15 protein-coding genes and 1 tRNA gene are annotated in these 15012 nt (G+C 64.2%); 2 read left to right on the plus strand and 14 right to left on the minus strand.

Annotation, left to right across the window (positions count from 1 at the left end; genetic code table 11):
- Positions 1-94: 94 nt before the first annotated feature.
- The 12 genes from BR00_RS08885 to BR00_RS08940 all read right to left on the minus strand — a co-directional run bounded on the left by BR00_RS08885 (position 95) and on the right by BR00_RS08940 (position 10551).
- Entirely contained in the window at positions 95-1039 is a 945-nt protein-coding gene (locus BR00_RS08885; RefSeq protein WP_496477237.1) for a flagellin N-terminal helical domain-containing protein, read from the minus strand.
- A gap of 109 nt (positions 1040-1148) precedes the next feature.
- Positions 1149-1898, minus strand: coding sequence for a tRNA (adenosine(37)-N6)-threonylcarbamoyltransferase complex dimerization subunit type 1 TsaB (gene tsaB, locus BR00_RS08890; RefSeq protein ID WP_496477238.1), 750 nt, complete (start codon positions 1896-1898; stop codon positions 1149-1151).
- A complete protein-coding gene (gene rseP, locus BR00_RS08895) occupies positions 1873-2931 on the minus strand; it encodes an RIP metalloprotease RseP (protein WP_496477239.1) in 1059 nt (352 codons plus the stop codon). The genes tsaB and rseP overlap by 26 nt, the downstream gene beginning before the upstream one ends.
- Positions 2928-4130 carry a 1-deoxy-D-xylulose-5-phosphate reductoisomerase gene (dxr, locus tag BR00_RS08900; RefSeq protein ID WP_496477240.1) on the minus strand — a complete coding sequence of 401 codons (1203 nt, stop codon included), beginning with the start codon at positions 4128-4130 and terminating at the stop codon, positions 2928-2930. Before dxr ends, rseP begins: the two co-directional genes overlap by 4 nt.
- A gap of 2 nt (positions 4131-4132) precedes the next feature.
- Positions 4133-4924, minus strand: coding sequence for a phosphatidate cytidylyltransferase (locus BR00_RS08905; RefSeq protein WP_496477241.1), 792 nt, complete (start codon positions 4922-4924; stop codon positions 4133-4135).
- Entirely contained in the window at positions 4921-5610 is a 690-nt protein-coding gene (gene uppS, locus BR00_RS08910; RefSeq protein ID WP_496477242.1) for a polyprenyl diphosphate synthase, read from the minus strand. The genes BR00_RS08905 and uppS overlap by 4 nt, the downstream gene beginning before the upstream one ends.
- A 3-nt stretch (positions 5611-5613) precedes the next feature.
- Complete coding sequence (frr, locus tag BR00_RS08915; RefSeq protein WP_496477243.1) at positions 5614-6168, minus strand: ribosome recycling factor; 555 nt, start codon at positions 6166-6168, stop codon at positions 5614-5616.
- Between the two features lie 3 nt (positions 6169-6171).
- Positions 6172-6891, minus strand: a complete 720-nt coding sequence (pyrH, locus tag BR00_RS08920) for a UMP kinase (RefSeq protein WP_496477244.1) — start codon at positions 6889-6891, stop codon at positions 6172-6174.
- Between the two features lie 137 nt (positions 6892-7028).
- Positions 7029-7832: a translation elongation factor Ts gene (tsf, locus tag BR00_RS08925; RefSeq protein WP_496477245.1), complete on the minus strand. Its 804-nt coding sequence runs from the start codon at positions 7830-7832 to the stop codon at positions 7029-7031.
- Between the two features lies 1 nt (position 7833).
- Complete coding sequence (gene rpsB, locus BR00_RS08930) at positions 7834-8637, minus strand: 30S ribosomal protein S2 (protein ID WP_496477246.1); 804 nt, start codon at positions 8635-8637, stop codon at positions 7834-7836.
- A 173-nt stretch (positions 8638-8810) separates the two neighbouring features.
- Positions 8811-8897: transfer RNA gene (locus tag BR00_RS08935), tRNA-Leu, on the minus strand.
- 67 nt (positions 8898-8964) lie between these two features.
- Positions 8965-10551 carry an AsmA family protein gene (locus BR00_RS08940; protein WP_496477247.1) on the minus strand — a complete coding sequence of 529 codons (1587 nt, stop codon included), beginning with the start codon at positions 10549-10551 and terminating at the stop codon, positions 8965-8967.
- 136 nt (positions 10552-10687) lie between these two features.
- On the opposite strand from BR00_RS08940, the gene BR00_RS08945 reads away from it, so the two are divergent.
- Together BR00_RS08945 and BR00_RS08950 are read left to right on the plus strand one after the other, a co-directional pair.
- Complete coding sequence (locus tag BR00_RS08945) at positions 10688-11629, plus strand: bifunctional riboflavin kinase/FAD synthetase (RefSeq protein ID WP_496477248.1); 942 nt, start codon at positions 10688-10690, stop codon at positions 11627-11629.
- A complete protein-coding gene (locus BR00_RS08950; protein ID WP_496477249.1) occupies positions 11626-13437 on the plus strand; it encodes a chloride channel protein in 1812 nt (603 codons plus the stop codon). The genes BR00_RS08945 and BR00_RS08950 overlap by 4 nt, the downstream gene beginning before the upstream one ends.
- Here the strand turns inward: BR00_RS08950 and BR00_RS08955 are convergent.
- Both BR00_RS08955 and BR00_RS08960 read right to left on the minus strand, forming a co-directional pair.
- Positions 13345-14259, minus strand: a complete 915-nt coding sequence (locus BR00_RS08955) for a motility protein A (protein ID WP_496477250.1) — start codon at positions 14257-14259, stop codon at positions 13345-13347. The genes BR00_RS08950 and BR00_RS08955 overlap by 93 nt on opposite strands.
- Entirely contained in the window at positions 14259-14954 is a 696-nt protein-coding gene (locus BR00_RS08960) for a flagellar motor protein MotB (protein WP_496477251.1), read from the minus strand. The genes BR00_RS08955 and BR00_RS08960 overlap by 1 nt, the downstream gene beginning before the upstream one ends.
- Positions 14955-15012 lie beyond the last annotated feature (58 nt).

Consider the following 15012-nt stretch of genomic DNA (forward strand, 5'->3'; position numbering starts at 1 on the left):
ATGCTATTATGCAATGGCCGTGCCGCCTTTTCTATGAAAAATGGCCGGGCCGCGGCGCGCGACCCGGCCATTTGGCCGCGGGTTGGGGCGGGGGCTATCCGCCGATGAGCTGCAGGGCCATCTGCGGCAGGCTGTTGGCCTGGGAGAGCATGGCCACTGCCGACTGGGTGAGGATCTGGTTGCGCACGAACTGGGTCATTTCCGTGGCCACGTCCACGTCGGAGATACGGGACTCGGCGGCCTGGAGGTTCTCGGCCTGGATCTGCAGATTGGTGATGGTGTTTTGCAAACGGTTCTGCAGGGCGCCCAGGTTGGCGCGGATGTTGTCCTTGGAAACGATGGCCTTGTTGAGGGCGGCCAGGGCCTCTTGCGCCGCCTGCTGGGTGGAGATGCTGTAGCCTGCGCCGGCAATTCCGGAACCGTTGTCGCGGCTCGAGTCTGCAGCGTTGCCCACGCCCAGGGCCGATGCCGTGGCGGTCTGGATGGCGATGTAGTAGTAGTCCTCGGCGGAGCTGTTGCCCGTGCCGAAGTGGACCTTGAGCGGGCCGGTGGAGTTGAGGCCTGAACCATCATGCGCGCTGGCCCAGTCCACCACGTGCGGGGTAGAGGCCGAGAGATTGCCGTTCAAGAGATAGATGCCGTTGAAATTGGTGGCGTTGGCGATTCGGGTGATTTCCGAGGCCATGGCCTGGTACTCGGAGTCGATGATGAGGCGCTGGTCCGAGGTGTAGGTGCCGGTGGCCGCCTGTTCGGCCAGTTCCTTCATGCGGATGAGCTTTTCATCGATGACCTGGAGGGCGCCGTCGGCGGTCTGGATGAGGGAGATGGCGTCGTTGGCGTTGCGGATGCCCTGTTTGAGGGAGGCGATGTCCGCGCGCATGAGTTCGCGGATGGCGAGCCCGGCGGCATCGTCCGCTGCGGTGGTGATGCGCAGGCCCGAGGACAGGCGGCGGGTGGATGTGGCCAGCGCTCCGTAGGAGGAGCTGAGGTTCCGCGCCGCGTTCATTGCCATGAGATTGTTGTTGATGACGAGAGACATGGTGGTTTCCTCCGTGAAAGGGTTTGGCGTCCGTGCCGATGTATTCCGTGTGTGCCCTTTGTATCGGCCGCTGGCGGCAATACTTTAGGGCGATTTCGGAATTTTTGGGTCAGGACAGGGGAGGAAGGTCCACGAACTCGGGGATGTGGCGCCGGGCCTCGGCCTCGGAGAGGCCGCGGGCCTGGGCGATGGCGGGGAGGTTTTCTTCGGCGTCGCTTGGACGCAGATAGAGGGGCGCTGGCGGATGGCGATGGAAGGCGGCCGTGGCGGCGGCGGTCATGAGGGTCCCGGGCCAGGGGGTGTCGAAAAACATGGGAAGGGCGGTGACGGTATCTGGGAGCTCCAGGCGACGGATGCCGCTGCCTACGGCAAGTCCCGGCTGGGCCTCCACGTGGGCGCGAAACTCCTGATGGGAGAGGGGCCGGACGGGGCGGGTGGGGCGGCCGTGCTCGAAGCGCTGCGCGTAGACCATGTGGGCGCGGGCATAGGTGGCCACCCACAGTCGTCCTGAGCAGGGGACCTGGGCGGCGAGCAGACGGTGGAGCTCCAGCCCCGCCATGGGGATCTGGGCGCCCATGCCCAGTCCTGCCACGGTGGCCAGGGTGATGCGCAGCCCGGTGAAGGACCCCGGGCCGCACACCGCGGCGATGCCGCCAAGATTCGTGGTTGCGATTCGGTGCGCTGCAAGGATGCGTGCGATGGCGGGCGCCAGCACGGTCACCGAGGCGCCGGGGCAGTGGATGGTCTCGGCGTGGAGCACGGCGCCTTCCTGCCCCAAGACGATGTGGAGCAGATTTTCGGCGCCGCATAGGACGAGCAGCGGGGCGCTGGTGTCAGGGGATGTGGCGGAGGATGTCATTGACGGTTGCCAAAATCATGAGGGTGATGAGCAGCGCCATGCCGATGCGCAGGGCGACCTCCTGCACCTTGGCCGGAAGCGGGCGGCCGGCGATGGTTTCAAGCAAATAGAAGAGGATATGTCCACCGTCCAGCACCGGGATGGGCAGGAGGTTGAGTACACCCAGGTTGACGCTGATGAGCGCCGTGAGCGCCAAAAGCTGCACGAGTCCGCTCTGGGCTTCGCGGTGGATGAGCTCGGTGATGAGGATCACCCCGCCCACGTCGCTCCACGGGATGACCCGTTCGATGAGCTTGATGATGCCCTGGAGCATGAGGCTGGTGACCTGGCCGATATGCCGCAGCCCTTCCCAGGCGGCCTCGGGCACGGAGAGCATGCGGCGCTCGGTCACCCCGGCCGGGGCGATGCCGAGCATGGGAGCGCGACGCATTTCGCCAAATATGGTGCGTTTTTCCTGCACCTGCGGGGTGGCGCGTACTTCTAACGTGGTCTGCTGGCGTTTGACGGTGATGGTGAGGGAGCGGCCGTCGCTGGTTTCGATGGCGGTGACCAGCTCGTCCCAGGTGTGGATTGTTTCGCCGTCGATGGCGAGGATGCGGTCTTGAGGAGCAAGACCTGCCGCCGCTGCAGGGCTCTCGGCGGTGACCTTGCCGATGACCGGCAGCAGTTCTTCCATGCCTTGGGTGGCCAAAAGACCCCAAAAGATGATCCAGGCGAGGAAGAAGTTGCTGATCGGGCCCGCCAGCACCACCAGCATGCGCTGCCAGGGGGGCCGCAGGATGAATTGGGCCTCCATGGGCGCAGGATCGTCGGCGTCTTCTTTTTCTCCCACAAGCTGCACGTAGCCGCCGAGCGGGACGAGGCTCAGGCGATATTCGGTGGCGCCTGGTCTCCAGGAGAGGAGCTTCGGCCCAAAGCCCAGGGAGAAGACGTGCACGCCGATACCCAATGCCCGGGCCATGAGAAAGTGCCCCAGTTCATGGAAAAAGATGAGGCCGCCAAGGACGACGATCACGGCGAGGATGCTCGTCATGCAAGGGCCTCCAGGAGGTGGGCGGCCTTGGTTCGGGCCGCGCGGTCTTGATGGAGGATCTCCTCCACCGTGGCCGCAGGCTGCGCGTCGGTAGCTTCCATGGTGGCGGCGATGAGGCGCGGGATGGCAAGGAAAGGGATGCGGCGGGCCAAGAAGGCCTCCACCGCCACTTCCGCGGCGGCGTTGAGGGCGATGCGGGCGCTGGGGCCGTGGCGTGCAGCCTCCATGGCCAGGCGCAGACAGGGAAAGCGTTCCACGTCCGGTGTCTCGAAGGTCAGCGGTTTGGCCGTGAGGTCCACGGGGAGGTCTTGCGCCACCCGCTTGGGGTAGCCCAGGCAATGGGCGATGGGGACTTCCATGGAGGTCGGTCCCAATTGGGCAAGCAGTGAGCCGTCGATCATCTCCACCAGGGAGTGGACCACGGATTGGGGATGCACGAGGACGGTGATCTCTTCCGGGGCTGCCCCAAAAAGGGCCATGGCCTCCAGGAATTCCAGGCCCTTGTTCATAAGGGTGGCGCTATCCACGGTGATTTTGGGGCCCATGGACCAATTGGGATGGCGCAGCGCCGCCTCGGGGGTCACGGCGGCCAGCTCGGCGGCGGAGGCGGTGCGAAACGGCCCGCCCGAGGCCGTGAGGATGAGGCGGCGCACCTGTGCGAGCCCGTGGCCCTGTACGGCCTGGAAGATGGCGTTGTGTTCCGAGTCCACGGGCAGCAGCACGGCCCCGCTTGCGTGGCATGCCTGGCGGAAGAGGTGCCCCGCCAGCACCAGCGCCTCTTTGGTGGCCAAAGCGAGGATCTTGCCGCTTTGGGCTGCGGCCAGGGCCGGCAGGAGTCCGGCGGCGCCCACCTGGGCGGCCACCACGTGGGTGGCCTCGGGCAGGCGCGCCAATTGGACGTAGCCTTCGGGGCCGAAGACGAGGTACGGCTGGTAGCCAGCGGGCAGGAGCTCCCGCAGGGCCGCGCTGTCTTCGGCCTGAAGGATCCCCAGAAACGGCGGCCGGAATTCCGCGGCCTGCTCGGCCAAGCGCTTCAGATTGCGCGCCCCGGCCAGGGCCAGGACTTGGAAGCGCTCCCGGTTGCGGCGCACCACCGCCAAGGTGCTGACGCCAATGGAGCCGGTGGCGCCCAGGACCACCAGCCTGCGCACAGCGGCGCTTTGGAGAAAACGGTGGGAAAGGGGAGAAATATACTCCATGGCTATGTCCACAAGGGCAAGAAATGGGTCAGGGCCGCATAGACGGGAAGCGCGGTCAAAAGGCTATCGATGCGATCCAAAATTCCCCCGTGTCCAGGAAGCATCGTTCCGGAATCTTTGATGTTTCTCCAGCGTTTGATGGCTGATTCCATAAGATCGCCCCCTTGGGCGGTAACGCTCACCACCGCGGCGATGCATGCGGCTCGGCCAGGATCCGCCTTCCCCGCCCATACGGCATAGAGGGTGCAGACCGTCATGCAGGCCGCAAGCCCGCCGAGGCTGCCGGACCACGTCTTTTTGGGGCTCACCCGGGGCCAGAGTTTGGGGCCCCCCAGGTGGGAGCCGACATAAAAGGCCGCAGTGTCCGTGGACATGGTCCCAAGGAGAATGAAGCCGAGATCCAGGGGGGCGAGCTGCAGGCCTGGGCGCAGGAGCACCGGCACATAGAGCAGGGCGCTGAGGGCAACAAGGGCGTCGTGGGCCGCCAGGGAGGCGTCTTTGCCGCTGCGGGTCAGGAACGCCGTGCCTGCGGCGAGGGTGAGCAGCGGCGCGGTGGCCATTTCCGGCCAGGAGGCAGGCAGCCACATGAGGCCGACTCCTGCGCCAAGGACCAGGGCGAGGGCCAGCCGGCGTTTTCGCAGGTCCCAGAACATGGCCAGGTATTCCCCGAGGGCGAGGGCCGCGACGAGGCTGACTGCCAGACGCAGGGGCATGCCTCCGGCTACAATCGCCGCCGCAAGCAGGGGGATGAGGATGAGGGCCGTGAGGATGCGTTGGCGGTGGGCTTGGGTCATGCCTCCTCCGGGGCTGCACCGAAGCGGCGTTGGCGGCGGCGGAAATCCTCCAGGGCGCGGTGCAAGTGTTCGGGGGAGAATTCCGGCCAGGGCGTGTCCGTGAAGTAGAGCTCGCTATAGGCGCTCTGGAAGAGGAGAAAATTACTCAGGCGCAGCTCTCCGCCGGTGCGGATGATGAGGTCCGGGTCCGGCATGTCCGCAGTGAAGAGGTGCGCGGCCAGGGATGCTTCGGTGATGATTTCTTTTTGCTGGGCGAGTTGTTGGCACGCACGTACGATCTCGAGCCTTCCGGAGTAGTTGAGCGCCAGCGCTAGGGTCATGGCGGAGCCGTGGGCGGTGCGGCGCAGGGCGTGTTGGAGCACCTGCCGGGTGGGAGTCGGGATGTCGTCCAATTCGCCCAGCACCCGCAGTCGGATCCCGGTGCGCTCCAGTTCCGGCAATTCTTGGGAAAGAAACTCGCGCAGCAGCTCGAACAGGAACGTGATTTCCTGGGGAGGGCGGCGCCAATTTTCCCGCGAAAAGGTATAGAGGGTGAGATTCGGGATCTCAAGCCGACGGGCTTCACGTACGATTTCCCGGGCCGCCAGGGTGCCGGCCCGGTGCCCTGCGCTGCGGGCAAGGCCCCGGGCCTGGGCCCAGCGGCCGTTGCCATCCATGATAATGGCCAGATGCGAAAGGATGGGCATGGACTAGATTTCCATGATCTCTTTTTCTTTGGCCGCCAAGGCGGTATCCGCCTTGTGGATGAAGTCGTCGGTGACCTTTTGGACTTCTTCCTGGGCCTTGTGGAATTCGTCCTCGCTCATCTCTTTGGCATTCTTCTTCTTTTTGAGGGACTCGTTGATATCCCGGCGCACGTTGCGGATGGCGACTTTGGCCTCTTCGGTATATTTCTTGGCCATTTTCACCAAATCTTTGCGGCGTTCTTCCGTGAGCGGCGGGATGGAAATGCGGATGGTGCGGCCGTCGTTGACGGGAGTCAGCCCCAGATCCGACTTCATGATGGCCTTTTCGATGGCGGCAAAGGCATTGCGATCCCAGGGCGAGATGGCGATGGTGCGGCTATCGGGAATGGAGACCGACGCCACTTGAGCCAGAGGCGTGGGTGTACCGTAGTACTCTACCTTGATATGATCCACCAATGCGGTGGTGGCGCGTCCGGTGCGCAGACGGGAAAATTCCTTCGCCAGGTTGTCGATGCTTTTTTGCATCTTGGTCGTGCATTCTTCAAGGTGCTTTTCCATGGTTTATTCTCCTTGAACCAAAGTTCCCACACGTTCGCCCAACATGAGGCGTTTGATATTGCCAGGGACAAAGAGGTTGAAGACCCCGATGGGGAGCTTGTTATCCATGCACAGGGAAATGGCCGCCGAGTCCATGACCTTGAGCCCTTGCTGGAGCACGTCCAGGTAGGTGAGGGTGGGGTAGAGCACCGCGTCGGGATGTTTTTCCGGGTCCTTGTCATAGACACCGTCCACGCGGGTGGCTTTGAAGATGGCGTCGCACTTGAGCTCCATGGCGCGCAGGACGGCGGCCGTATCCGTCGTGAAGTAGGGGATGCCGGTGCCTGCGGCACAGATGACCACGCGGCCCTTTTCCAGGTGGCGGATGGCGCGGCGGCGGATGTAGGGCTCGGCCACTTCTTTCATGGTGATGGCGGTCATCACTCGCGTGGAGACCCCGAGTTTTTCCATGGCGTCTTGTACGGCCAGGGCGTTCATGACCGTGGCAAGCATGCCCATGTAGTCCGCCGAGGCGCGGTCCATGCCCTTGGACGAGACCGAGACTCCGCGAAAGATATTGCCGCCGCCGATGACAAGGCTCAGCTGCACGCCCATGGTGACGACTTCCGCCAGCTCCCGGCAGATGGCCTGAGTGGTGAGGGGGTCGATGCCAAAGCCCTGGTCACCGGCCAAGGCTTCGCCGCTGAGTTTGAGCATGACGCGACTAAAGCGCAACTGGGACATGAGGACTCCTTGGTTTTGCAAAACGGGCGGCCCAACGGCCGCGTGACACTATGCATTTCCTGCTGGAAGCGCAACCGAGGCTGTTTTCGCGTGTGCCATAAAAAAAGGGCCTTGCGGCCCTTTTTGGCGATGTGGGTTCAGGCCCCCACAGCGATGCGGACGAAGCGGTCCACCTGGACCCCTTTGCCGAGGATGTCTTTGACGGCCTTTTTGTCATCTTTGATGAAGGGCTGCTCCACCAGGCAGACTTCCTGGTAGTATTTGCGCATGCGGCCCTCCACGATCTTCTCGGCGATCGCCTCGGGCTTGCCTTCCTGTTTGGCCTGATTGAGGTAGATGGCGCGCTCCTGCTCCAGGGCTTCGGCGGGGACTTGATCTACAGAGACGCACAGCGGATTGGCCGCAGCCACCTGCATGGCCACGTCTTTGGCTGCTTCCGCCGTCGCCGGGCCCGTCAGGACCACCAGCACGCCCAGCTTGTTGTTGGAGTGGATGTAGCTGCCGATCACGCCCTCGCCGGGCACGGAGACGTAGGCCAGGCGACCAAGCTGCATGTTTTCGCCGATCTTGCCGATCAGGCCGGAGAGGTCGGTGAGCTCTGCAGGCAGGGCCTCCGGGGTTGTGGCGCCCGAGGCGAGCACGGCCTCGGCAATGGCCGTGGCCTTGGCGACGAACTCCTCGTTCTTGGCCACAAAGTCGGTCTCGCAATTGAGCTCCACCATGGCCGCAGCCTTGCCGTCCGGGGCCATGGCGATGGTCACCAAGCCTTCGGCCGTGGCCCGGCCCGCCTTTTTGGCTGCTTTGGACAGACCCTTTTCCCGCAGCCAGGCAATGGCCTTGTCCATATCGCCCCCACACTCGGTCAGGGCTTTCTTGCAATCCATCATGCCAGCGCCGGTGCGCTCGCGCAGTTCTTTCACCATGGAAGCGGAAATGGACATCTTAGAACTCCTCCTCGTCGTCCTGGTCGTCATTCAGGGTCGCGTCATCGGCTGCCGGGGCGTCTTCCGGTTGGGTAAAAGCCGCCTCGGGCTGCTCTGCGGTCTCGACGCCGCGTTCTTGGGCCAGGGCCTGGCCTTCCAGGCAGGCGTCCGCCATGGCGCCGGCAAAGAGTTTGATGGCGCGGATGGCGTCATCGTTGCCCGGGATGACATAGTCGATGGGATCGGGATCGCAATTGGTATCCACTACGGCCACCACCGGGATGCCCAATCGGCGGCATTCTTTCACTGCGATTTCTTCGTGATGCGGATCGATGATGAAAACTGCAGCCGGCGGTTCTTCCATGTTTTTGATGCCGCCCAAGGTGGTGTTGAGCTTCTGCATCTCCCGCTCCATGCGCAAGACTTCCTTCTTGGTGAAGCGGTTGATGCTCCCGTCGGCAAAGGCGGCTTCCAGGGATTTGAGCCGATTGATGCTGGAGCGAATGGTCTGGTAGTTGGTGAGGGTTCCCCCCAGCCAGCGGTGGGTGACGTAAAACATGCCGCAGCGTTCGGCTTCGGCGCGAATGGTGTCCTGTGCCTGACGCTTGGTCCCCACGAAAAGGATTTTTCCGCCGCGGGCGACCGTGTCCACGATAAAGTCGTGGGCCTTGCGGTAGAGTTTGACCGTCTGCTGGAGATCGATGATGTGGATGCCTTTGCGGGCGCCGAAGATGTAGGGCCGCATCTTGGGGTTCCACCGCCGGGTCTGGTGGCCGAAATGCACACCAGTCTCCAGCATCTGCTTCATGCTGACATACGCCATACGGATTCCTCCATGGTTTTTTCCTCCGCCCGCGGGAAGGCGCAGTGCCCAACCAGAGGAGACGCGGACGTGCGGAGTGAACGAGAAAAATGGCCTCGACCTTCATCCCTGCGTGAACGGGCCGCGGAGGGATGCAAAACGGCCGTCTGGTGCTGCCAGACGGCCGATGTTTGTGGTGCCGAAGAGAGGACTCGAACCTCCACCGGGGAACCCCGACTAGACCCTGAACCTAGCGTGTCTACCAATTCCACCACTTCGGCGTCGAACGAGGGGGCATCTAGGCGCAGTGCGGGCGGATGTCAAGCGAAAAATGCCAACGATGTCTCTTTAGGGGAGCAAGCCCCGCAGGATCTCTTCGGGTTTTTGAAGGAGTTGCTCGATGGCCTTGGGCGGCGCCTGGCGCAGCAAGAGGCGTTGCAGGTCCACGCGCACCTTTGGGGCGTCTATGGGGCCATGTATTTGAAGGGGGACCGGGGTGGTTTGGGCGACGGCCGCCAGGGGGCCGAGCTCGCGGCCGGCCTGGGCCGTGGCGCTGACACGCAGATCCGCATCAAGGCGGTTTTGCGGGAGATGCACTTGCCCTGCCCCCGCCACGGTAAACCAAGGACCATGGCCGGAGATGTCCGCCGTCAGTACGCCTTTGTGCATTGGACCTTGGGCTGTCAGCTTGGTGAAGGCCACGTCGAGCTGGTCAGGAAGGGTGGGTGGAACCAAGAGTGGCGCCGCGGTGCGCAGCGCCGCCCCCAGGGGCGCACCGAGCGCGGCGCCGTCCGTCAAACGGAGGCTGATCTCCCCGGCGAGCGTCTTTTTGATGGCGTCGAGAGTTGCCCCTTGGGCCTTGAGGGTGGCGTCTCCGGCGGCGGTGCCGCGCATACGGTCTGGAGCGCCCAGCATGGCGAAGAGTTGGGCGAGGTCCAGGTCACGGGCCTGGAGGCGCAATTGCGCGGCGAGATTCGGATTGCGGGCGTCCATCTCCCCTTCGAGGTCGATGGCGCCTTGGGCGAGCGCGGCGGTGAGGCGGGGGATCTGGATGCGCCCTTGGGCGATGGAGATTTCGGCCTCTGCATGCGGTGCCTGGACGTTTTCCCAGCGGATGGTTTCGGCCGCAAGCGTGCTGGTACCATGCAGGCCTGAAAGCCATGGCCAGGGGTGTTGGGCGGAAGTGGAAACCGGCTGCATGGTGACGTCCAGCTGACCGTGCAGGGACGAAATTTCTCCCTGCGCAGCGGTGATGGACGCCGTGAGCGCGGGTGCGGCAAGGCGCAAGGGCTTGGGGTACACCGTGCCTTTGATGGTGAGCGTCCCGTGGGCCTCTCCAGTCTGCCAGGAGCAGGCAAGGTCCATGGTTGCGGGGGCTTCTGGGGCGATGGGGCGGGCATGCAGTTGGATGTTCTGGACGCGGACGGTGCGGTTGCCGGCGTCGTCGTGCAAGTCCACCTGGCCGTTGGTCACGGCGAGTTGGTCTACCTGCCACGTGATGTCCGGAAGTTGCAGGGCGCCGGCGTGGACCGGCGGCGAGAGCGCGCTGGAAGGATTCGGGAGGATGCGTGGCGGGAGGTTGGATCCCCCTGGTGCGGTGCGGTGTACGAAGATGTGCGGCGTGTTCAGGAGTACTTCGCGGACCACGATGCGGCCGGAGAGGAGTGCGGGCAGATGCACGAGGGCGCGGAGGTCCGCGATGGCGATCACCGGTGTTTCTTGCGGCGTCGGCCCGGCGACACGAAGTCCGGAGACCTGGATGCTGAGCGGCAGCAGGCGGATGGTGGCATCGGTCATGGTCACGGGCCGTCCCAGGGCCTGGGTCATCCAGGCGGACAGGCGTTGGGGGAGATCGCGGCTCATGACGCGCGCGCCGCCCCAGGCCAGGGCGATGCAGATGCCAAGGATGATGAGTGGGATGCGTAGACGCCGCATGCGGGCCTCCGTGCTTTATGGTCCGGATGCACTGGCGTATGCCGCAAAGACGCGCAAAACGGAAGCAGCGGTTCTTTCCTTGAAGCTTGGCGGCGCCTGCGCTACACAGCGTCCTCCCGTGGGGAGGCACACGAGTATGATTCATGTCCATGAACCGAGCCATATCCCTGGAATCGATGCCGGATCGTGTTTGACCATCGGCAATTTCGACGGGGTGCATGTGGGGCATCAGGCCCTGATTGTTCGCACCCGTGACGCTGCCCGGGCCATGGGCGTTCCTTCGGTGGTGGTGACCTTCGATCCCCATCCACTGCGGTTCTTCACCGGCAGGCCACATCCGCCCTTCATCACCACGCCGGCGCAAAAAGAGCGTTGCGTCGCCGCCTTGGGCGTGGACGCCCTGCTGACGCTCACCTTTGACGCGGTGTTGGCTTCCATGCCCCCGGAGCGTTTCGTGGAAGAAGTCTTGGTACACGGCCTTGGGGTGCGGCAGCTTTTCATCGGCTACGACTATGCCTTCGGCAAAGGCCGCAAAGGGGATTTTGCTCTGCTTACCCAATTGGGAGCGTGCTTGGGCTTCACCGTGGAGCAGTTGCCGCCGGTGCTGGTGGGCGGGGTGGTGGTGAGCTCCACGCGTATCCGTGATCTGCTCTTGGCCGGTGATGTGTGGGCGGCGCGTGCCCTTTTGGGGCGGTTTTACTGCGTGGAAGGCACGGTGGTCCCGGGGCATCGGCGGGGCGGCGCGGTGCTCGGTTTTCCTACAGCCAATCTGCTGCTTACCGATGAACTCTTCCCCAAGACCGGGGTGTACTGTGCCTGGGCCGAGTGGGAAGGGATCAAGCATCCGGCGGTACTCAATATCGGCTTCAACCCGACCTTCGGCGGGGACGTGCTGTCCGTGGAGGCGCATGTGCTGGACTTTTCTGGGGATTTGTATGGTCGCCATCTGGCCTTGCACCTCGTGCAGCGCTTGCGTGGAGAGCGCAAGTTTGCCGGTGTGGATGCACTGCGAGATCAAATTGGCCGGGATGTGGCGTTGGCCCGCAGCGTACTTTCTTTGCCCGAGGCCAAGGCATGAGTTTTTCCATCACAGGGCTGCGCGCCCATGCGGCGCATCTTTGGCACACGCACCCCCATGGCCGTTGGACCATCCTCGGCATCCTGACCGGAGTCATTGCCGGCCTTGGGGCGAGCGCTTTCTTTGTCCTCATCGAGGCGGCCTCCGTGTTGATCTTGCGCATGGGAGCCGGTTTCGATTTGCCCGGGGCCGCAGGCGAAGAGTTGTTTCATGTCCCGGTGGGGCCCTGGCGGCCATGGGTGGTGCTGGCGGCCTTGGTCGCCGTAGCTGGGCTCACTGCCTTTCTGGTTCGCCGTTTTTTGCATGGTATGCCGCCGGGAGGCACGGACGGAACGGATACCCTCATCCATACCTTCCACCACCGCGAAGGCCGCCTGGATCTGCGCATCCCCTTGGTGCGGGTGACCACGGCCATCCTCACTATTGCTGCAGGCGGCAGCGCAGGTCGCGAAGGGCCCATGTCGCTTTTGGGCGCAGGCTGTGCCTCCTGGCTGGCGGACCGTTTAGGACTTTCGACCAAGGAGCGGCGGCTGCTCCTTTTAGTGGGGGCGGCCGGTGGCTTGGGGGCCATTTTCCGCGCCCCCCTGGGTGGGGCGGTGACCGCGGTGGAGGTCTTGTATCGGGAAGACTTCGAGGCTCGGGCTCTCGTGCCCTCCATCCTTTCGTCCGTGACGGCCTACAGTGTGTTCGCGGTGTTTTTCGGCACCGAGCCCATTTTTCACGTGCCGAAGTTCATGTTGACCACCATGGCCGAACTTCCACTCTATGCCGTGTTGGGTCTGGCCTGTGCTGGGGCGGGCATGGGGTACGTGCATTTTTTCCGCTGGGCCAAGACGCGGATCTTTGGCGAGGTGGCGCAGCGCTTCGGCCTTGGTGCCTCCATGGCCTTGGGGGCCGCGGCCATGGGGCTTTTGGCCATGGCCTTTCCCGCCTTGGCCGGAGGCGGGTATGGGTATTTGCAACAGGCCATCCAGGGGCGTTTGGACATTGTGGTGCTGGCGCTCTTGGCCCTGGGTAAGACGCTGGCCACCACCATGGTCTTGGGCTCCGGGTTGAGCGGCGGCATGTTTGCTCCTGCCTTGCTGGTAGGAGGCATGGTGGGCGGGGTGGTCGGGCGCGTGGCTCAGGATGTGGCCCCGGCTTTGGTGGCGTACCCCGAGGCGTACGTGCTCGTGGGCATGGCCGCATTTTTTGCCGGCATCGCCCGGGCGCCGGTGGGGCCGTTGGTGATGGTGTGCGAGCTGACGCGCGGCTATGGGCTCTTGGTCCCCTTGATGCTTGCTTCCGCAGTCAGTCTTGCCGCCTGTCGGCGCACCTTTTTGTATGATCACCAGGTGGACGATAAGTTCGCCTCTCCAGCCCATGCGGACGAGACGGTCATCAATGTCTTGGAGCGCCTCCGGGTTGCGGATTCTTTGACGCCTCGGCCGGTGGCCTCCCTGCACGAAGGCGCTGGATTTCGGGAGATGACGGATCTCATGGTCCACTCCACCGACCAAGTGTTCCCTGTGCTCGGCGACGACGGTCATGTCCATGGGGCGGTCACCCTCCATGACGTCCGTTCCGTGCTTTTTGAGGATGTCTTGTGCCCCCTGGTGGTGGCTCGGGACATCGTGCGGCCGTGCCCGACCTTGACTCCGGACGATGATTTATCTTCCGCTTTGCTGCGGTTCGTGGAAAGCGACCTGCCGCAGTTGCCGGTGCTGGATCCCGAATCAGGCCGGATTGTGGGCCTGCTCGACCGGGGCGACGTGTTCCGTGCCTACGCCCGGGGTATCGCTCTGCTGCGGGGGGATGTCCCCGCCTGAGGTCGCGTCGTCGGGCTCCGGGCGGCCGATGCCGAAACGTTCCTGGATGCGGGCGAGGGATACGAGCCTGCCGCCCCGTTCGGCCGGGGTGAGGAAGCTTTTGAGCTTCATCTCCAAATGTCGCGGATTGCGCTCCGCCTGGATGGCCAGCATGGCCTCGGCCACGATGCGCTGTAAGAGCAGCTCGTGCTCGGTGCTTTCCCGTACCCGGGCGGCCAAGGGGAGGAAGACCAGATGGGCGAGGAGCACGCCGTACAGGGTGGAGGTGAGGGCCACAGGAATGGAGCGTACCATGGCCCCCACGTCGCCCACGCCGGCGAGCATACCCATGAGCCCTACCACGCTGCCTGCCAGCCCAAAGGCAGGGGCGAATTCGGCGAGAACCCTGAGCACCCGTTCCGATTCTTCGCGCCGCTGCTGGAAATAGGCCATTTCCGTGCCGAGCAGGTCGCGGATATGCTCCTGGGAATGGTTGTCCACCACCAGCCCTAGGGCCTGGCGCAAAAACAGGAGCGAGGCCTCTTTTTCGTCTTCACTGAGGGACTGAATGCCGCGAATGCGGCTTTTGACCGAAAGATCCACCAAAATTTCCACCATCTTGGCGGGCTCCATGCGCCGGGCGCGGCAGGAGGATGCCACGACCCGCAGGACGTGGCCGAGGCGTTCCAGCCGGAAGGCTACCACGGCTGCGGCCAAAGTGCCGCCGAGTACGACGAGCAACCCAGGCAGGTTGGCGTAGGTGCGCAGGTCTCCGCTGCCCGCAAACCCCGCGGTCAGAATGACCACGGCCACGGCCAAGGTGAAGATGGCGCGCCGATCCATCACGAACCTCCGTGCAGCCAGGCGGTGAATCCTGGCGTTTCCTGGGGAATGCTCGGCGGGGGCAGGACCTCGGCCGATCCCAAGACGATGTCCACCCACCCCTGGGCAAGGGCTGGATCGTGGGTTTCGCTGCTTCGGGCGGTGACCCAAAGGCGGTTTTCCAGCACGCCGCTTTGCTGCAAGGTCTGCGCGACTCTCTCGGCTGCCTGGGCCGCCTGTGTCCAGGAACTCCCCTGGGCGCTATGTCCGATGACATGCACCTTTGCCGCGGATTGCGTCAGGACTGCGGCCACACGGGGCAGGAGTGGCTGGGGCGTGTGCGCGGCGTCCGGCGTCACGGCCAGACGCACCCCGCCGGGGAGGGTCTCTACAGTAAGCACTCCCGGGGAGTCCGCGAGGTGTTGCATGGCTTCCGCGGCACGAAGAATATCTCCGGGCAGGGCCGAAGACGGGGGGAGCACGGCGGGAAAGACCGCCTGCACCGGGACCTCGCGTGCGCCGGATGGCGCAGGCCGGGGGGCTTGGACCGCGTAGAGCACCACGAAGAGGATAAACATGGTCATCATGAGGTCCGACCAGGGGACCGCCCATGCATGGGAACGCGGCAGTCCGTCAAAGGCCTGACGCGGTGGCCAGTGGTGCGCTTCGAGAATTTGGGGGGAAAATGGGCGCGTTGTCGGGGAGTGTTCTGTCATATGCCCTCCGTGGGGAGGACAAAGCCAGAATCATGCCAGGAGGAAAAACGTGGTCATT

The sequence above is a fragment of the Thermodesulfomicrobium thermophilum DSM 16697 genome, from assembly GCF_059568695.1.